Raw genomic sequence first — 17,785 nt, 5'->3', positions numbered from 1 at the left:
TCAGATTTGATCAATTTTTATCTGGGTTTCGGTACTGTTCGTTCAGATAGCCAAAATGCGCCATCACACGGCCCAAACCGATATGAATGAAGTACATGCCAACAGGTGCGAAACCTGCGGCAACGCCTCTTCTCACAGCCTTGATTGGCGAATAAGCCAGCAAAGCAAGGCTTTTCAGAAATACACGTACCTGACCAAGTGGCTCATCCTTACGCTTGCGCTGCTCAATGAGCGTCGAAAGAACGCCATTGCGCAGGCCCCGCGAACGAATCCAGTCATTTTCCAATCGGCGCTCTGGAATTGTTTCGCGAACGATGCCTTCAGCGCACCAAGCAACTTTAAAGCCTTTGGCAATCGAGCGAGACAGGAAGTCAGAATCGCCGCCGCCGGTAAAGTTAAACTGGAGATCCATAAACGGATAGCTATGGGCTTCAATGACCGCACGGGCGATCAAAAGGTTGCCCGACGAATAGATGATCGGAACCGGGCCAGTCTTGGTATAATGCGGAAGAAACACAGGATGCTTCGCCCACTGTTCCGAATTGGGCTTTTCGAAAATCGGATATTGCGGACCGCCAACGAGGCTTACGTCATAACGCTCTGCCGTCGAAACCATGTTTTCGATCCAGTCCGGATCTGCCAGTTCGTCATCATCGATGACGATGATGTATTTGAAGTTTGGGAAATACTTCGTCGCGGTCAGCCAGCCAGCGTTATAGGCATTGCAATTGCCGCGATGCGATTCACCGATCAGCATCCCATTATATTTGCCAGCTTCGAAAAGTGGGGCTGCAACAGTTGCACCCTCCTTCTTTTCGGTCTCGTTCTCAATAACAACAACAGCCCATTTGCGCTTTGTTGTCTGCGCATTGAGTGTATCAAGGGTTCTGATAAGGTGCTCAGGCCGCTTGAATGTCGGAAGCGACACAACAATATCGATCTCGTCATAAGCAAGGTCGGGCGTTTTAGCGATTACTTCTATATGATCTGGTAAATCTGACATCTCGGCTTCCGATTTATTTCAGAGTTTTATATTTTATATTTATCTTTCCACTATAGATAAACGCTTAAAGAAAAGTTCACTGCATGGCTGTAGAGACTGTCAAACACAGTCATTCATAATGATTGGTCAAGCGTTTAAATTTGTCAGGAGCTGAATTGCAACCGTTTCGTCTTGTCTTCGTAACATCACTTGTTCCGCACGCTGTCGCTTCGACAGGTTACGAAGTTGCAAACGCAGCCGTCATTGACGGCCTTCGTCGCGCAGGCGCGCAGGTAACTGTTTTAGGTTTCACATGGCCCGGCCATAAGGCGGTCAAAAGCAAAGACACTGTTGTGCTTGGGGAAGTGGAAGTGCGAACCGAAGGTGCGGGGATCAAACGCAAAGTCGGCTGGGTGCTAAAATCATTTCTGACCGGGCTTACGGTATCCTCCGCAAAACTACGCGTGATCCCGGCGGTAGAAATCCGCGAAGCGATTGGCGATCTTGGCGACTTCGACGCCTATGTTCTGAATGGCGTCACGCTTCCTGGTGCATTTGAAGATGTTTTCAAAGACAAGCCTTCGATATTCATCGCGCATAATGTCGAACATCGTTCGGCAGAAGAGAATGCCGCCGATACCCAGAGTAAAATTCAGAAAATCTTATTTGCGCGCGAAGCGCGTGTTCTCAAGAAACTAGAAAACCGGCTGTGCAAACAGGCTAGCTTTGTTTTCACCTTTGCGGAAGAAGATGGCCCGGCACTCTGCCTGACATCAGAAAAGTTTGCGACATTACCGCTGGTTATGCCGGACAATGGCGCGACACCTAAGACGCCGACTGCAAAATATGATCTTGCTTTAATCGGCACGTGGACATGGCACCCAAACCGTATCGGCCTTGAATGGTTCCTGCGTGAAGTGAAACCGCTGCTGCCACAAGACATTTCGATTGCGATTGCTGGAAGCACACCCGCTGATCTGATTGCAGCATGGCCCGGCGTAAATTTCGTCGGCAAAGTTCCCGATGCAACGAAATTTGTAGAAAGCTGCAAGCTTGTACCGCTGATCAGCCGCGCAGGCACGGGTGTTCAGTTAAAGTCGATCGAGACATTTGAACTCGGATTGCCGAGTGTCGCGACAGCCCATTCGGTTCGCGGTATTGGAAATGTTCCGGCAAACTGCACCATTACCGATAAGCCCGCAGAATTTGCTGCCGCCGTTATTGAAAGACTGAAAAAAATCAATGACGGTGATAGTCAAAAACTCGACGGAAAAGCCTTTAAACAGGCACAAATCGCAGGCATGGACAGCGCAATCGCCCGCGGACTAAAGAAACTTCAGGACATGACAGGAAAAGCGAACTGACATGACGACTGCTTCCCCCGAAAAGCTTGAATACAAAAATATTCTCGGCATCAGAGTTGTCTGTTTCGATTGGGACAGTTCATTCGCTTATTTTGAGAAGCGCATAGAAAAACGCGAATTTCTAAAACAGGGCTGGCTGAATGCCAACAATGCCAATATAGCGCACGAAGACCCTCTCTATATGACCGCACTGAAGGATTTCCTGATCCTGCCTGACGGTATCGGCGTTGATATTGCCAGCAAAGTTGCCTACGGCGAAAAATTCCCTGCCAATCTCAACGGGACGGACTTTATTCCTGGACTGATGCAGCACATAAAGCGCCCGATGAAAGTAGCGCTGTTGGGCGGCGGTCCTGGCGTTGCCGCAGATGCAGCTGAGCTGTTCAAAAAGCAGATACCACAGCACGATTTCCGCGTAATCTCCGACGGCTATTTCAAGCCTGCCGATCTTGACGGTATTCTGACACAACTAAAAGACTATCATCCGGACATGCTGCTCGTCGCTATGGGTGTTCCGCGGCAGGAGCTGTTTATTGACAAGCATATCACAGCAGAGCATTGCACCATTGCGAGTGCTGTGGGAGCGTTGTTCGATCTGCATACCGGCCGCGTGCAGCGTGCGCCGCATTGGGTCCGCACAATCAAAATGGAGTGGGTGCATCGTCTGCTGCAAGAACCACGGCGTTTGGCAAAGCGTTACCTTGTCGGCAATCCGGTTTTCCTCTGGCGCGTGGTGAAGGAAAAGCTCTTGAGGAGTAAGCCTTGAAGACAGCAATTGTTACCGCCAGCTGGGATCAGGACTTTGAGCGCTGCAAGCTCTTGTGCGAAACTATGGACAAGCATGTCACTGGTTTCACCAAGCATTACATTCTTGTCGACAGCAAAGATGTAGCCCTTTTTAGGCATATCGAAAGTGCAAACCGCATCGTTATCGATGAGCGTGATTTGCTGCCTTCATGGATTCGCGCATTTCCAGATCCCACCTATCTCGGTCGCCGCCGTGTCTGGCTTTCTTACAAAGCTAAGCCGTTGCGTGGCTGGCATGTGCAGCAATTGCGTCGCATTGCGCTGGCCAGCAAGGTCGAGGAAGACGGCCTTCTTTATACTGATTCAGACACCGCTTTTGTGAAGCCTTTCTATTGCGGCACGCTCTGGCAGGGCGATAAGTTGCGCCTGTTCTATCGGCCCAATGCACTTGCCAATCCCGAATGGCCGGAGCATCCGGTATGGGCGGAGAATGCCGGTAAACTGCTTGGCGTCAAAAACGGCAAAAGCGCGCTGAATGATTATATCGGCCAGCTTGTTTCATGGCGCAGAGATTCAGTCGTCGGCATGTGCGAGCGGATCGAAGAGCACACCGGCCAGCATTGGGTTGCCGCAATCGGCAATGTCCGTCGCTTCTCTGAATGCTTTATTTATGGCCATTACGTTGATGATGTTCTGGAAGGCGCAGGCCATTTCCACGATACCCACGATCTCTGCCGTATGCAGTGGTTTGCACCACCGCCGAGCGAAGAAGAATTTCGAACCTTCATTGCCGAGATGGAACCGCATCAGGTTGCCATTGGTATGCAGTCATTCCTCAGCCTGTCGGTGGCCGATATTCGCCGCATCATCGGCGCCTAGCTAAATAAATTATCCGGCCCGAAGCCCAACTTCGGGCTTTCTATACCCGTTTGGCAGGCCGGCGAAGGCTGGTATAGGTGAAAACCAGCGACAAAATATAAATGCCTGCAAAAACAAAATTCAATCCGGCGATCCAATCATTGTTATCACCAAAATTGAGGAGAAGCAGCCAGACGAACAACGCTTTTGCCGCCGTCATCAGCACCATGCTTATTGTCCGCAGACCTGACTGGCCACGCGCATAAAGAATTTCTGTCTGATACTCGATGAGATTGCGAAAGCCCGGCACCAAAAGAACCAGTGGCAGAAGACCGACAATCGGCGCCACGCTTGCACCAAGTGCTGTCGGGAAAAACTGCAGAAAAATCACCATCGCACCGAGGCCCGCAACCGACACCGCAAAAACTGCAAATTCCAGCCCTGCCCTGATGCGCAGCGACGCCAGCATATCCGGGCTACGCATAAGCTTCTGAACCAGCATCATATTGAAAGAGCGGATCGGCAATGCGGTCAGATCAACCAATCGCATGATGATCGCATAGATACCCGTCGTGGTCGGCCCGCCAATGCTCAGAACCAGAAGCTTGTCGAGTTCGCTCTGAATATAAAAGAGCAGTTCCGCACCCATCACGGCGAAAGAATCAGACACACGCCGCATATAGAGTCGCGGCTCGAAACGAAGCTTCACCTTCGGGTAAAAGCGCAGAGCAACAGTCAGCGCCACTGCGTTTGCTGCCAGATACCACCATGCCCAATGTGCAATATCGTGAGTGGCAGCCAAAAACATAAACAACACAGCCGCAATCGCGCGTGTGGCGGTGCCAAAAATCACCAGCAGCGCAGTGATTCCAAAACGGCGCAGCCCATTATTGACGATCATGATCATTTCAGTGGAGCGCCACAAAAGCGCTTCCGCAATCACCACCACGGCAAAGGGTAGAAACGAAATGTCGCGACTAAAAAAGATGAAATAGACCAGCCAAGAACAGATGGCGAAAAGTGGTAATGACAGCACAACTGCCGCGAGATAACCCGCCGTATAAGTGCCAAGCAGCAACGGTTTAACCGTTGAAATGCGATAGAGTGGCGAACTGAACCCCAGCGAGACGAGGCGCGACAGCACGACACCAGTCCCAGATGCAGTGGCAAAAATACCAAAGTCTCCGGTGGGCAGCGTGTTTGCAAGCGCTATGAAATAAAGAAGTGAAACCACTAGTCGCCCAGCGGAACCTGAAAAGAGAGAGAAATAATCCCGCACCACGGTCCCACGGCTACCCAACAATTTCTGGACTGCTTTCGCGAACAAACACGGGCCTCGTCATTATATTGTGTTTTACTTAATTAGTCGCGCATACCGACCATAGACCAGAACTTAGCGAAAAAGACTTAATTAATAAGCACTAGAGCGCCGTGCGCCCTGTTGGGCGCACAAAGGTCGCTCTAAATTGTTAAATTTACAGCATAATTTTTACCTTAAACCGAAGAAAGTTTAAGGAATTATGCTGTGGGACAATTATCGATCCGCAAATTAACCATTTGTTCTGCACAGAAAACATATAGTCGGGTTTAGATAAGCCATTTCGGGGTACGGACATCTTTAACGATGAGCGGTGACGACCAGCGCAATAAAGGAAGAGAGGATAAGCCTCTTCTTGCATTCTCGGACTCGCCGCAGACAAGCCGCGAAGAAGCTGACGCGCGTTCAGACGAGCAACCGTCAATAATCCCACCATGGACCCCTCCAGCAACGCCAAAAGAACGCACCGAATTTTTCCGAAACAAACAGGAAAAAAAGGCTGCTGATGAACACGAAGTTTCTGAGCTACGCTCGCGCATGGCTTCTATTAAAGCGGAACTTGAGCGCAAAATTGCAGAGCGCGAGAAGGCTTCAAAAGTCAAAGCAGAAGCAGCCGATAGTGTGGAGCCACCAGTGAGTGTCTTCGAAGAAAAGCTGCCAGTACGACAGGCCGCGCCTGATAATGAATGGAGGCCGCTGATCGATCCGCGCGTGGCGATTGAACTCGTTCGCGGGTCCCGTAGATTGCTGATAGCGACAACGTTGCTCGGCGGCCTTGTTGCAACGCTTTATGCGCTGACCATTCCGCAGATGTATGTCGCTTCAACGGATATTCTGGTCGATCCGCGCAATATAAAAAGCGTTGGCACAGAACTGACCCCTGGCCAGCTTCCAACCGATGCATCGCTGGCGATTGCTGAAAGTCAGGCACGATTGCTTGATTCGAGCAGTGTTCTGCTCAAAGTCATCGATAAGGCGGATCTTACCAAAGACCCGGAGTTTAACGGCACCTTCGTTCCGACCGGTGTAGCAGGGTTTTTCGCGCAGCTTAAAAGCATGGTGAAGCCCAAGACAGTCGCCGATGGCCAGGCGCTTGAGACGCGCGTTCTTTATAATCTTTATGACAGTGTGACTATCGGGCGCGATCCAAAAACGTTTATCTACTCTGTTGCCGTCAAAACCCGCAGTTCGGAAAAATCGGCCGAAATCGCCAATCTGATCGGTTCGGTGTTCCAGAAAGAACTCGATTCTCTGCAATCGGATGCGGCACGCCGCAATGCGGCTGAGCTTTCAAAGCGGCTTGCAGATATGCGGGCAAATGTTGAAGCCGCAGAAAAAGCCGCAGCAGACTTTCGTACATCACGCGATTTGGTTGATGTCGATGGCAAGCTTATCAGTGACAATGATCTGTCGCGCCTCAACGATCAGTTGACCAATCAACGCGCTGAAACCATGCGCCTTCAGGCGCGGGTACAGGTGCTCAACGATGCAAATACAGGCAGTGTTATTTCCGGCACGTTACCAGAAGACCTGCGCTCGAACACGCTGACGGCCTTGCGTGCGCAATATGCACTGGCGAGCCAGAATGCCAGTGGCGCATCCACTCAGCTTGGGCCACGTCATCCGCAGTACATCCAACTTCAGTCACAGAAGCAGACGGCGCTTAATGATATTGATGCAGAACTGCGCCGCATCCGTGCGTCGTTGCAAGTTGAGGTCGCGCGTTCGATGCAGCAGGAGCGTGACTTGAGCTCCCGCCTCGCGCAGCTCAAGTCTCAGCAGGCCAACAGCAACAATGATCGTGTGAAACTGCGCGAATTGGAGCGCGAAGCCACCACGCTTCGTTCCGTTTATGAAGCATTTCTGCTGCGCTCGCGCGAGACGAGCGAACAGGAAGGCATCACCACCACCAATGTTCGCGTGATTTCTGCAGCCCGTCCGCCGCTTGAACCGGCTGGCTCGTCCCGCAAACTGATTGTCATTGCCGGGCTGATTGCTGGATTCTTGGCAGGGCTTGCCATAACAGCCGTCCGCAACTTCGGACGGCTGGTGCGTATCAGTTAGAGCGCATCCCGAAAAGTGTGAAACGGTTTTCGGAGCAAGATGCGCGCAAAGCAAAAAGATAGAGAAAATCCAAAGGTTCAATGAAAACTGGAAATTCTCTAGGCACGCGCGCTTTTACGTCCGCTAGCACGCAGAACTCCCTGCGCGCCATCGAGATGACCGACCTTTAGCTCCAACGCCAGAAACCGACGCTTTTCAAATGGGCCAGGCATGGCAAGGTGGTCGGTCTTCTCGGCAGTAAAACCGAAACGTCCGTAATATTCCGGATCACCAACCAGCAGAATGGCACCATGATCAAGCCGCTTTGCCTCGGCAATTGCGTGCTGCATCAAGGCCGAGCCAATACCGCGACCGGCGGTCGATGGATCGACTGCCAGAGGGCCGAGCAGTAGCGCCGAAACCGGGAATCCAAATGCGTCAAGTCCTGCGTGAACGTTCCATAGCCGGACAGTGCCCACCAGCATTCCATGGTCATCAATCGCCGAAAAAGCCAGACCTTCCGCGGGCAGACGACCACGGCGAAGCTTTTCCGACGATTTCCTGCGACGGCCCTCGCCCATCGCCCGATCAAGCAGAGCTTCGCGCGCAGCAACGTGCTCTGCCGCCTCGACCGAAACCGTGAAGGCAGGAACAAAGAGCGGCGAAAAGCCGGTAACAGTATTTTCCTGGATTTCCAGATTTGCGTTCATGACATCGCACCCTAAAAATGGGCAGCCGCACATCCTGCCCAGCACCTTTCAGCGCTGGGCAGATTGAGAGGAAATTTCAGATTAAACCTGAAAGATCAGATGACGTATGATCGGAGCGGTTCGAAGCCGTTGAACGCCACCGCCGAATAGGTGGTGGTGTAGGCGCCTGTGCCTTCGATGAGAACTTCATCACCGATGGTCAGCGAAACCGGCAGCGGATACGGCGTCTTTTCATAAAGAACATCCGCACTGTCACAGGTTGGGCCAGCCAGCACGCAAAGCTCAGTTTCGCCGCCGTCACGCGGGGTCACGATCTGGTAGCGGATCGCCTCATCCATCGTTTCAGCCAGACCGCCGAATTTGCCGATATCGAGATAGACCCAACGAACATTGTCGTTGTCCGACTTGCGCGAAACCAGAACCACTTCGGTCTTGATCACGCCTGCATTGCCAACCATGCCGCGGCCCGGTTCAATGATGGTTTCCGGAATGCGGTTGCCGAAATGCTTCGACAGCGCATCGAAGATCGCCATGCCGTAAGCCTGTGCGGTCGGTACGTCCTTGAGGTAGCGGGTTGGGAAACCGCCGCCCATGTTGACCATGCGCAGGATGATCCCTTCGTCAGCCAGCGTACGGAAGACCGATGCAGCATCGCTCAAAGCGCGATCCCATGCGGTGAGGTCCGTCTGCTGCGAGCCGACATGGAACGACACACCGTAGGAGTCGAGGCCGAGCGACTTTGCATGACGCAGCACGTCGATAGCCATGGCAGGCACGCAACCGAACTTGCGCGACAGAGGCCATTCAGCGCCTTCACCATCGGTCAGAACGCGGCAGAACACGCGGCTGCCAGGAGCGGCGCGTGCAACCTTTTCGACTTCTTCTACGCAATCAACCGCAAAGAGACGAATGCCCAGCTCGAAAGCGCGCGCAACATCGCGCTCCTTCTTGATGGTATTACCATAAGAGATGCGGCTTGGTGTTGCGCCTGCTTCGAGTGCCATTTCAATTTCGGCAACCGATGCCGTATCGAAGCACGAGCCGAGGGAAGCCAGAAGACGTAGCACTTCGGGTGCAGGATTTGCCTTCACAGCATAAAAAATGCGTGAGTTTGGCAAAGCCTTTTCAAAATTCTGATAGTTTTCGCGCACGACGTCGGTGTCCACGACGAGGCAAGGACCATCCGGGCGGCGAGTGTTGAGGAAGTCGATAATACGCTGTGTAGCCATGGTCGTTCTCCCGCACGGCGTATACTTAAGCCGCATTCTAAGGGACAAAGTATGCATAAGCGCATCCGCAGTGAGGCCAGCCTTTGGAGGTGCTGAGGTCACGCGAAAACTCATGCGGCGGTGGAGCAACGCTAAACCCGCGTTACTCCGCTTTGTCTGCCTTGGATTGGAATTGGAGAACCGCATCCGCACTTCTGGCAATGAAGGTGTGCCTCTTCAGTAATTTCGGTTTTTGGACAACCGAAAGACACTAGAAAGGCCCGCACCGTCGTTGCTTCAAGATGTCCTTGATCTGGCGGTTGGCCTACAGATCAACTGGAGCGGTTAGGTCCAGGTACCGTACCGAATTCCTCACCATTCGAGGATCGGCGGACACCCACAGGCACGTGCGACTTTGGGCAAGGGCGATATAATCTCAAAGATGTGTCCATACAATGACAAATCTTTGTTGCGGTAAAAATAATTTTTAAGCGCGCCAATGCACTTACCGCGCTTGCCATTGTTCAATAATGGTGAAACATTCTGTCGCAAATTTTAACCTTTGATTGACCATACCCCCCCAAAACAAGCTGCTGGCTGTGAACAATGACGCTCCTCGATCCGTTGAAACCGATCATCGCGAAGCACTCAAAACCTCTAATGCAAGCGAATGCCGGCTGGTTAAAAGGCGAACACTTGGTTGCAAGAAGCATTTATGGCGCAGTCAGGGTGCCAAATGAATGCGAAAATGGGCAAATTTCGAACGAATCACTTGTTAACCCTGTGAGTGAGAAAGTGCGTTTCAACGGGCAATCGGAGACAATCATTGGCCGCAACACTGCGCGCGGACTGCCAACCGTACCAGATATTGAATGCGCTTAACTCAAACAACTTTGAAAAACAGGACTAGACCATGGACACCCTCACACGTATGCGCGCATTCATCGACGTGGTCGAAGCGGAAGGTTTTTCGGCTGCGGCACGAAAGATCGGACGTTCCAAAGCGCTGCTTTCCAAATATGTGCGCGAACTGGAAGATGAACTCGGCGCCCGTCTTTTGAACCGTACCACGCGCCAGTTCTCGCTGACAGAAGCCGGGCACACCTATTATCACCGCGCTGTCGAGATCATCCGAGAAATCGACGCGCTACAGGATGCCGTCAGCGAGACAAGTTCAGATGCGCGCGGACGCATCAAGCTTTCAGCGCCGCGTACCTTTGCCGATGCGGTGATCGGACAATCGCTGATCGATTTCTGCCTTGCCCATCCGGAGATCGTGCTCGACGTGCGGCTGGATGATCGTTTCGTTGATATGGTGGAAGAAGGCTTCGACCTTGCAATTCGCATTACGCGTTTGCAGGATTCCTCGCTCATTGCCAAAAGGCTGTCACCGTTCCATTCCGTTTTGTGTGGTGCACCAGAACTGATTGCGCGCGTTGGCAAGCCCGAACGCCCGGAAGATCTGCACGACAAGCCCTGCATCATCGACACCAATGCCCGCTCACGCAACAACTGGCATTTCCGCAATACCGACGGCTCGATGATGACGGTGACGGTCAATGGCCCCATTGAAGTGAACAGTCCCGTTGCAACCAAGACGGCAGCAATTGCCGGACTTGGATTTTGCTCGCTCCCAGCCTTTATTGCGGAGGAGGAGATTGAGCGAGGCAGGCTCATTCCCTGTCTCGATGAATTCATCGTAAGGGACGGCGGCATCTATGCCGTCTATCCGCACCGCCGCTATCTACCTGCTAAGATTCGCGCGTTGGTCGACTTTCTGACCCAATGGTTTAAGGACCGCGAAGCGCGCGAAAACACAAAACTGTAATCAAGGGGTTATAAAAGGCGGTACTCGTCCCACTTTTGCCGCCTTCACCCTTATGCCTTGCAGATGAACTGACGGAACCCGTATATGCTTGATTTGCGCTCATGGCTTAAAAGCCCCCTTGGCCTTGCCGTAACACTGGCGACAGTGTTTGCGCCTCTGGCCGCGAGTGCGCACCCGCATGTCTTTGCCGATGCAAGGCTGGAACTGACAATTGCACCGGACGGAACGGTGGAACAGCTCGCCCATATCTGGCGTTTTGATGATGTGTTTTCATCAACGGTTCTGATGGAGTTTGATAAGAATGGCGATTTGCAGCTCGACAAAAACGAGCTGATCGACCTTGGCCATGTCATCAACAGCTCCATCGCCGAGTTCAAATATTTTCAGACCGTGCTTGCCGATGGCAAGGATGTTAAAATGGCTCGTCCGAAAGATCTGGCAGCTGACTTCTCCGATAATCATCTGATGATCGTTTTCACCAGCAAGCCTGAAAAGCCGCTAAAGCTTGAACCGGGACACAAGGTCAGTTTCGGTGTTTACGATCCGACCTTTTATACGGCGATCGACTATGTGAGTGATAATGAGCTGGTTGTTAAAGGTCTGCCTGCAGGCTGCAAGTCTGAGGTCATTCGCCCTAATCCCGATGAAGCGCTTGCGCAAAATCAGGGCACACTGACCGAAGCCTTTTTCAACGATCCGGCAGGCACAGACATGTCGAAGATTTTCGCCACGCGCCTTGAGATAGACTGCGAGAAAAAAGGATAATCAGCCTTATGAAGAAAACGGTCCGTTTCATTCTCACAGTCAGCCTTGTGATGATCGCCGCCCAGGCTTGGGCGCAATCATCTCTGGGCATCGGTGCCAATGAAGTCGCCATGAAACCGACCGGACCTCTTGCACATATCATTCTCTGGATGAATGAACAGCAACGCAACTTCTATCTCGCCATGACAACCGCGCTCAAAGCCATGCGGGAAGACCCATGGCAGGCATCCGTGCTTATCGGCCTTTCCTTTGTTTACGGTATTTTCCATGCCGCTGGACCGGGCCACGGCAAGGCTGTCATTTCGTCTTACATGATCGCCAATGAAACGGCGCTACGACGCGGCATTTTCCTGTCGTTTATTTCGTCACTGCTTCAGGCGATCATGGCGGTCTTCGTGGTGGGACTCGCATGGTTTTTGCTGCGTGGCACCGGCATTTCGATGAACCAGACCGCACGCTATATGGAGATTGCCAGTTTCGCGCTGGTGCTATTCTTTGGCCTGTGGTTGCTTGCGCGCAAATTGCCGCTTCTGTTCAAGAAGCGTGACAGTGCCAAGCCTTCCCCCACAAGCGCGCTTTTTGCAACAGCGCCTCAAACGGCAATGGCCAGCGGTCCAGCCTGGCAGGGCAGCGTTTCACAAAGCACACGTGCGCTCGGCACCACCAACACAGTCAAGCTCAACTACAAGCCTGCCAATGCCGCGGCCGATCACGTCTTCATCGGTGAGGGTGATATCTGTGCCGATTGCGGCAACGCGCATATTGCCGATCCATCGACGCTCAGCGACGACTTCAACTGGAAGACGGCATGGTCGGCGATTTTCTCTGTCGGCCTGCGCCCATGTTCAGGCGCGCTGATCGTGCTCACCTTCGCGCTTCTCAATGGTCTGTTGGTTGGTGGATTGCTCTCGGTCTTCGCGATGGCCTTTGGCACATTTCTGACCGTGGCATTTCTCGCAACCCTCGCCGTAACCGCCAAGAACACGGCATTGCGCTTTGCAGGCAGCAGCGCCATGTCCGGTCGCTTGAAAGCGGCGATTGAAGTAGGCGCAGCACTGTTTATTGCGCTGACCGGCGCTCTGCTGCTTAGCGCTGCACTCGTAGGTTAGTCCTTATTCTGGCGGCGTGACCGCAGCCAGAATATGCCAAAGAAGCTAAGTACGAAGAGTATCCCGAAAATAACCGCTGCGATGTGCGAGCGTTCGCCAAGCGCGATCATGATGGTTGGCAGATAATAGGCAAGAATGCCAAAACCAACCAGGATAATGGCTGCGGCAATTGCCGGATTGCTTTTCTTCGGTTCAGCCGCCAATGCGAAAATCCTCTAATTTTCTGATCTGCTGACCGTCACTATCAAAGTTTGTCGGCGCAAGCCATGCCTGATAAGCTTGTTTCAGCGCTGGCCATTCGCTGTCGATGATCGAAAACCATGCAGTGTCGCGGTTGTTGCCCTTTGTCACCATATGCTGGCGGAAAGTGCCTTCAAACGTGAAACCGAAACGTTCCGCCGCGCGCTTGGACGGCGCGTTGTTATCATTGCACTTCCACTCATAGCGGCGATAGCCAAGCTCATCGAAAATATACTGCATGAACAGGAATTGCGCTTCGGTGGCAGCCGGTTTACGCGAGATGAGCGGTCCCCAATAGATGTTCCCAATCTCGATGGCACCATGAACCGGATCAATACGCATCAACGCCTGACGACCGGCGACCTTGCCACTGGCCTTGTCGATGACCGCAAAGAATAGCGGATCTTCGCTGCCCGACACCTTTTCGAGCCACGGCTCAAACGCTTCGCGCGTTGCAGGCGGAACCTCGAACAGCCAAGTAAACCGCTGATCCGCATCTTCAACGGAAGATGCCGCAAACAGCTCGTCTCCGTGCCGGGCGGCATCCAGTGGTTCGAGCCTTACATAGTGGCCTTCCAGCACTCTGCGTTCAGGCTTCGGGCGTGGTGTCCAATCTCGCAAATCAGTCATTTAATGCTCCCATCTAGTATGGCGAACCCGAAATTCGTTTCACCTTGAAGCAGCTCTCGGAGCGAATTTCGGGTTCTAAGCCATACTAGTAAACTTTTGAATCTAGTGTGGTTTACGGATTTGAAGTTCCTAAACGTGAATGCAACACAAATCATAGGAACTTCAAATCCACCACACTAGTAGAGACAGGAGCATAAAAGGTGGATTACGCAAACAGAAAAAATGTCACCCTCATTTCTCTCTTATTGCGGTACGATCCACGGAGACCGCTTTGACGAGCGCCACAACATGCTCACCCACTTTAAGGCCGAGATCATCGACCGAACGTCGCGTCAGTCGCGCACCCAGATGCCGCCCCTGAAAGTCGAGCGCAACATGAGCATTCGGCCCTTCTCCCGCTTCAATCGCCACAATTGAAACCGGCAGCACGTTGCGGATACTGATCGCATCAGGTGCCTTGCGTGCGATAGAAACATCGCGTGCGCGAACCCGAAGACGCACATGCATGTTCTGTTTAAGTCCGGCATCGCTGAGCTGGAATGTCGTCCCGCCAAGATCGATGTCCGCAAGCTTGTAGCGCTCATCATAAGCTGAAACCGAGCCTTCAAGCAGCACACCAGCACCCTCGCCTTCCCCATCAATCAGCGGGAAAATCTCAGCAGCCTCACCACTGGCTTTCACTTTGCCGCCCGACAGAAGAACGATTTCATCGGCAAGCCGCGCAACCTCGTCAATCTCATGGCTGACATAGACGATCGGCACAGGGCTTTCATCACGAAGCCGCTCGATAAAGGGCAAAATCTCCTGCCTGCGTGCATGATCCAGAGAGGACAGCGGCTCGTCCAGCAACAAAAGTGCCGGATCAGACAAAAGCGCACGACCAATGGCCACACGCTGGCGTTCGCCGCCCGAAAGAGTTGCAGGACGACGATCCAAGAGATGATCTATGCCAAGCAGCGCCACAACCTCGTCAAAGCTGCGGCTGTTCTGACGCTTTCCGGCCCAGCGCGCATAGTCAAGGTTTCGCTTCACACTCATATGCGGAAACAGCCGCGCTTCCTGAAACACATAGCCGATACGGCGTTTTTCAGGTGGCAGGTTGATCCCCTTTTCGGCATCGAAAAGCGTGAAATCACCGACTGCGATGCGCCCGCTTTCCGGACGCAGCGTTCCGGCAATCATCTTGAGAAGCGTTGTTTTGCCAGCGCCCGAATGTCCAAACAGAGCCGTAACACCCCAACGGGCGGCAAAATCTGCTTCAACCGCGAATTCGCCATTGCGGCCAGCGACGGAAACTTCAAGACCACTCATTTCGCTTCTCCTGCAAGCCTGCGCTGCAACCATTCAGACAACACCACGGCAGCAATGGAAATGGCTGCAGAAATCGCTATCAGACGGAAAGCTTCGGCGTCGCCTGTCGGCGTCTGCAAAAGCGCATAAAGCGCGAGTGAAAGCGTCTGCGTTTCGCCCGGAATGTTGGAAACAAAGGTGATGGTCGCGCCGAACTCGCCGAGCGCCTTGGCAAAACCAAGCACCGCACCCGCCAGAATGCCCGGCAGCAAGGGCGGCAAAATCACCGTAAAAAAAGCAATAAACCTGTTGGCGCCCAACGTGCGCGCCGCTTCCTCAAGCCCACGATCAAGCCCTTCAATCGAAAGGCGAATAGGGCGAACAAGCAATGGAAACGCCATGACGCCTGCAGCAAGAGCTGCGCCAGTCCAGCGGAAGGAGAAGGAAAGGCCAAGCCATTCCTGCAACGGCGCGCCAAGCGCGCCACGTGATCCAAACAGGATCAGCAGAAGATAACCAGTCACCACCGGCGGCAGAACCAGCGGCATGGTAACAATAGCCTGTACCAGAGACTTGCCCGGAAAATTAAACCGGGCAAGAATCCACGCAACAAGAAAGGCAATTGGCAGAGCGACAACAATAGCGATCCCGGCAACCCGGAGCGACAGAGCAACAATCTGCCAGACATTACTTTCCATCATTATTGAACGGCCTCTGCAGCGCCAACAAAGCCCTTGTCCTTGATGATCGCCTGACCAGCATCGCTTTCAAGGAACGCAAGGAACGCCTTGGCGGCATCATTTTCGTTCTTTGCAATCAGTGCTGCAGGATAAAGGATTGGAGCATGGCTCGAAGCCGGGAAGCGATAAGCTTCGACCAGATCAGGAGCTGCTGCGCGATCCGATGCATAGACGATTGCAGCCTTCACTTCGGCGCGGCTCACATATTGTAGCGCAACGCGCACGTTTTCGGTGAAGACGGCGTTCTTTTCGACGTCTTTCCAGATGTTGAGCTTTTCGAGCGCAGCTTTACCGTATTTACCAGCTGGAACATTGGATGGATCGCCCATCGCAAAACGACCGGCGCTGAGCAGTTCCTTAGCGTCACCCTTTGCTTCGTCCTTCTGCGTTGCAATCACCAGCGCGTTGCCAGCAATTACCTTGCGCGATGCCTTATCGATCAGGTCGGCTTTTTCGACATAATCCATCCAGTCGAGATCGGCAGAAATGAAAATCTGTGCCGGAGCGCCCTGCTCGATCTGCTTTGCCAGAACCGAAGATGAAGCAAAAGACGCAACAACTTCCGTACCATCCTTGGCCTTGATCTGCTTGGCGGCTTCCTCGATCACATCTTTCATGCTGGCAGCGGCAAAAACCGTGACCTTTTCGGCAGCATGAGCAACTGACGCGGCACCGGCTGCAACCGTGATAAGAAACGCAGCGATAAGTTTTTTCATTGTCGACCTCCATAGCACCCGGATTTCGGGCAAACACCATCATCCACCGGCAAAAACCGGCGCTGTTTGTTCGGGGCTCGAATTTCATTCGATACACCGATTTGCGATGATGGGTATGATGGAGGCAAACGCGACCCGGATGCCGTCAGACCCTTTTCACACGGGCGTCCATGCAAAAGCCGCCCAGAATTTCCGTAACGAATTCATATCGTTCCGAAAACGAGGCCACCTTAAAGGGGAGTATTCGCTTTGGCTAGTGCCTATGGAAGTAATGCGGCAAAAAGAGCCGCGCCACCCGATATTTTTAGCGTCCAATATGTTTGTGGCTTGTGCCGCGCAGCTTCGCCAGCTTCACCTGCTTTTCGCGCTCAGCAAAGCGTGCGCGATCTTCCGGCGTGCGCTCTTCATAGCAACCCGCGCAGGAAATGCCTTCCTCGAAGAACTGCGAAAGCTTGTCTTCTGCAGTGATTGGACGGCGACAGGCACGGCAAAGCTCGATATCGCTTTCCGTCAGACCATGACCGATGGCTACGCGTTCATCGAACACGAAGCATTCGCCGTTCCACATGCTTTCTTCTTTTGGCACGTCTTCAAGATATTTCAGAATACCGCCCTTGAGATGGAACACGTCATCGAAGCCAAGACCTTTAACGAAAGCCGTCGCCTTCTCACAGCGAATACCGCCCGTGCAGAACATGGCAATCTTCTTGCCTTCAAGCTTGTCACGGTTTTGCTCCACCCATTGCGGAAATTCGCGAAATGTCTTGGTGTTCGGATCAAGTGCACCTTCGAAGGTGCCAATGGCATATTCGTAATCATTGCGCGTGTCGACAACAACCGTGTTGTCATCGGCAATGAGCGCATTCCAATCCTTGGGGGCAACATAGGTGCCAACGCTTTTCAGCGGATCAATACCATCGACGCCCATGGTGACGATCTCGCGCTTCAAACGCACCTTCATGCGATAGAAGGGCATTTCTGTCGCATGAGAGTATTTGAGTTCAGGGTTGGCAAGACCGGGAACTGCAGTGATGTATTTTACGAGCTTTTCGATTGCTTCAGCAGAGCCTGCAACCGTGCCATTGATACCCTCTGCTGCAAGCAGCAACGTCCCTTTGATTCCATTCGAGCAACAAAGTGTTGCCAGCGGCTCGCGCAGGCTTTCATATTGCGGCAATGGCGCAAAGCAATAAAGGGCGGCAACGGTAAATGGCAAATTGCTCATAGGTTCTATCTC

General features: G+C 52.9%; 18 protein-coding genes. 8 read left to right on the top strand and 10 right to left on the bottom strand.

Going from position 1 to position 17,785, the window contains the following annotated elements; all coding sequences use genetic code 11:
• Nucleotides 1-10 precede the first annotated feature (10 nt).
• Nucleotides 11-1,003, bottom strand: coding sequence for a glycosyltransferase family 2 protein (locus tag U2P60_RS03160; protein WP_413571270.1), 993 nt, complete (start codon nucleotides 1,001-1,003; stop codon nucleotides 11-13).
• Between the two features lie 155 nt (nucleotides 1,004-1,158).
• Between U2P60_RS03160 and U2P60_RS03155 the strand changes: the two genes are divergently transcribed.
• The 3 genes from U2P60_RS03155 to U2P60_RS03145 are packed head-to-tail and all read left to right on the top strand — an operon-like array spanning nucleotide 1,159 to nucleotide 3,972.
• Nucleotides 1,159-2,346 (top strand): glycosyltransferase, encoded by a 1,188-nt coding sequence (locus U2P60_RS03155; RefSeq protein ID WP_413571268.1) that lies wholly within the window; start codon nucleotides 1,159-1,161, stop codon nucleotides 2,344-2,346.
• Nucleotide 2,347: 1 nt separating this feature from the next.
• The gene (locus U2P60_RS03150; RefSeq protein WP_413571266.1) at nucleotides 2,348-3,112 is read left to right on the top strand and encodes a WecB/TagA/CpsF family glycosyltransferase; all 765 of its coding nucleotides are present in this window, start codon (nucleotides 2,348-2,350) and stop codon (nucleotides 3,110-3,112) included.
• Nucleotides 3,109-3,972, top strand: coding sequence for a DUF6492 family protein (locus U2P60_RS03145; RefSeq protein ID WP_413571264.1), 864 nt, complete (start codon nucleotides 3,109-3,111; stop codon nucleotides 3,970-3,972). Before U2P60_RS03150 ends, U2P60_RS03145 begins: the two co-directional genes overlap by 4 nt.
• Before the next feature lie 40 nt (nucleotides 3,973-4,012).
• Here U2P60_RS03145 and U2P60_RS03140 read toward each other — a convergent pair whose 3' ends face one another.
• A complete protein-coding gene (locus U2P60_RS03140) occupies nucleotides 4,013-5,278 on the bottom strand; it encodes a lipopolysaccharide biosynthesis protein (RefSeq protein ID WP_413571262.1) in 1,266 nt (421 codons plus the stop codon).
• Nucleotides 5,279-5,575: 297 nt separating this feature from the next.
• Here U2P60_RS03140 and U2P60_RS03135 point away from each other — a divergent pair, with 297 nt between their 5' ends.
• Nucleotides 5,576-7,333 carry a GumC family protein gene (locus U2P60_RS03135; protein ID WP_413571260.1) on the top strand — a complete coding sequence of 586 codons (1,758 nt, stop codon included), beginning with the start codon at nucleotides 5,576-5,578 and terminating at the stop codon, nucleotides 7,331-7,333.
• Between the two features lie 98 nt (nucleotides 7,334-7,431).
• Here the strand turns inward: U2P60_RS03135 and U2P60_RS03130 are convergent, their stop codons facing one another.
• Nucleotides 7,432-8,022 carry a GNAT family N-acetyltransferase gene (locus tag U2P60_RS03130; RefSeq protein ID WP_413571258.1) on the bottom strand — a complete coding sequence of 197 codons (591 nt, stop codon included), beginning with the start codon at nucleotides 8,020-8,022 and terminating at the stop codon, nucleotides 7,432-7,434.
• Nucleotides 8,023-8,117: 95 nt separating this feature from the next.
• A complete protein-coding gene (odc2, locus tag U2P60_RS03125; RefSeq protein WP_413571255.1) occupies nucleotides 8,118-9,251 on the bottom strand; it encodes an ornithine/lysine decarboxylase in 1,134 nt (377 codons plus the stop codon).
• A 585-nt stretch (nucleotides 9,252-9,836) separates the two neighbouring features.
• Between odc2 and U2P60_RS03120 the strand changes: the two genes are divergently transcribed.
• From U2P60_RS03120 to U2P60_RS03105, 4 genes are all read left to right on the top strand, one after another.
• The gene (locus U2P60_RS03120) at nucleotides 9,837-10,112 is read left to right on the top strand and encodes a hypothetical protein (protein WP_413571253.1); all 276 of its coding nucleotides are present in this window, start codon (nucleotides 9,837-9,839) and stop codon (nucleotides 10,110-10,112) included.
• 31 nt (nucleotides 10,113-10,143) lie between these two features.
• The gene (locus U2P60_RS03115) at nucleotides 10,144-11,058 is read left to right on the top strand and encodes a LysR family transcriptional regulator (protein WP_313829149.1); all 915 of its coding nucleotides are present in this window, start codon (nucleotides 10,144-10,146) and stop codon (nucleotides 11,056-11,058) included.
• 84 nt (nucleotides 11,059-11,142) lie between these two features.
• Nucleotides 11,143-11,823 (top strand): DUF1007 family protein, encoded by a 681-nt coding sequence (locus tag U2P60_RS03110; protein ID WP_064321407.1) that lies wholly within the window; start codon nucleotides 11,143-11,145, stop codon nucleotides 11,821-11,823.
• An 8-nt stretch (nucleotides 11,824-11,831) separates the two neighbouring features.
• On the top strand, nucleotides 11,832-12,932 hold the full coding sequence (locus tag U2P60_RS03105; protein WP_413571248.1) for a nickel/cobalt transporter: 1,101 nt from the start codon (nucleotides 11,832-11,834) through the stop codon (nucleotides 12,930-12,932).
• Here U2P60_RS03105 and U2P60_RS03100 read toward each other — a convergent pair.
• The 6 genes from U2P60_RS03100 to U2P60_RS03075 form a co-directional block, all read right to left on the bottom strand.
• A complete protein-coding gene (locus U2P60_RS03100) occupies nucleotides 12,929-13,135 on the bottom strand; it encodes a hypothetical protein (protein WP_413571245.1) in 207 nt (68 codons plus the stop codon). The genes U2P60_RS03105 and U2P60_RS03100 overlap by 4 nt on opposite strands.
• Nucleotides 13,125-13,802: a GNAT family N-acetyltransferase gene (locus tag U2P60_RS03095; RefSeq protein WP_413571242.1), complete on the bottom strand. Its 678-nt coding sequence runs from the start codon at nucleotides 13,800-13,802 to the stop codon at nucleotides 13,125-13,127. Before U2P60_RS03095 ends, U2P60_RS03100 begins: the two co-directional genes overlap by 11 nt.
• Nucleotides 13,803-14,033: 231 nt before the next feature.
• The gene (gene modC, locus U2P60_RS03090) at nucleotides 14,034-15,113 is read right to left on the bottom strand and encodes a molybdenum ABC transporter ATP-binding protein (protein WP_413571240.1); all 1,080 of its coding nucleotides are present in this window, start codon (nucleotides 15,111-15,113) and stop codon (nucleotides 14,034-14,036) included.
• Complete coding sequence (gene modB / locus U2P60_RS03085; RefSeq protein WP_413571981.1) at nucleotides 15,110-15,796, bottom strand: molybdate ABC transporter permease subunit; 687 nt, start codon at nucleotides 15,794-15,796, stop codon at nucleotides 15,110-15,112. Before modB ends, modC begins: the two co-directional genes overlap by 4 nt.
• Complete coding sequence (modA, locus tag U2P60_RS03080; RefSeq protein ID WP_413571238.1) at nucleotides 15,793-16,548, bottom strand: molybdate ABC transporter substrate-binding protein; 756 nt, start codon at nucleotides 16,546-16,548, stop codon at nucleotides 15,793-15,795. Before modA ends, modB begins: the two co-directional genes overlap by 4 nt.
• Before the next feature lie 304 nt (nucleotides 16,549-16,852).
• Nucleotides 16,853-17,773, bottom strand: a complete 921-nt coding sequence (locus U2P60_RS03075; protein WP_413571236.1) for a rhodanese-related sulfurtransferase — start codon at nucleotides 17,771-17,773, stop codon at nucleotides 16,853-16,855.
• Nucleotides 17,774-17,785 lie beyond the last annotated feature (12 nt).

The organism is Brucella sp. H1_1004 (genome assembly GCF_047308065.1).
Lineage (GTDB): Bacteria > Pseudomonadota > Alphaproteobacteria > Rhizobiales > Rhizobiaceae > Brucella > Brucella pseudogrignonensis_B.
Note: the sequence above shows the minus strand (reverse complement) of the source record. Positions and strands in the feature narration are given on the sequence as shown.

Bases quoted from the DNA above. Each gene is read 5' to 3' on its own strand.
- U2P60_RS03105 (WP_413571248.1), top strand. From the start codon at position 11,832: ATGAAGAAAACGGTCCGTTTCATTCTCACAGTCAGCCTTGTGATGATC.
- odc2 (WP_413571255.1), bottom strand. From the start codon at position 9,251: ATGGCTACACAGCGTATTATCGACTTCCTCAACACTCGCCGCCCGGAT.
- modC (WP_413571240.1), bottom strand. From the start codon at position 15,113: ATGAGTGGTCTTGAAGTTTCCGTCGCTGGCCGCAATGGCGAATTCGCG.
- U2P60_RS03120 (WP_413571253.1), top strand. From the start codon at position 9,837: ATGACGCTCCTCGATCCGTTGAAACCGATCATCGCGAAGCACTCAAAA.
- U2P60_RS03130 (WP_413571258.1), bottom strand. From the start codon at position 8,022: ATGAACGCAAATCTGGAAATCCAGGAAAATACTGTTACCGGCTTTTCG.
- U2P60_RS03150 (WP_413571266.1), top strand. From the start codon at position 2,348: ATGACGACTGCTTCCCCCGAAAAGCTTGAATACAAAAATATTCTCGGC.
- U2P60_RS03115 (WP_313829149.1), top strand. From the start codon at position 10,144: ATGGACACCCTCACACGTATGCGCGCATTCATCGACGTGGTCGAAGCG.
- U2P60_RS03095 (WP_413571242.1), bottom strand. From the start codon at position 13,802: ATGACTGATTTGCGAGATTGGACACCACGCCCGAAGCCTGAACGCAGA.
- U2P60_RS03075 (WP_413571236.1), bottom strand. From the start codon at position 17,773: ATGAGCAATTTGCCATTTACCGTTGCCGCCCTTTATTGCTTTGCGCCA.
- U2P60_RS03160 (WP_413571270.1), bottom strand. From the start codon at position 1,003: ATGTCAGATTTACCAGATCATATAGAAGTAATCGCTAAAACGCCCGAC.
- U2P60_RS03135 (WP_413571260.1), top strand. From the start codon at position 5,576: ATGAGCGGTGACGACCAGCGCAATAAAGGAAGAGAGGATAAGCCTCTT.
- modA (WP_413571238.1), bottom strand. From the start codon at position 16,548: ATGAAAAAACTTATCGCTGCGTTTCTTATCACGGTTGCAGCCGGTGCC.
- U2P60_RS03110 (WP_064321407.1), top strand. From the start codon at position 11,143: ATGCTTGATTTGCGCTCATGGCTTAAAAGCCCCCTTGGCCTTGCCGTA.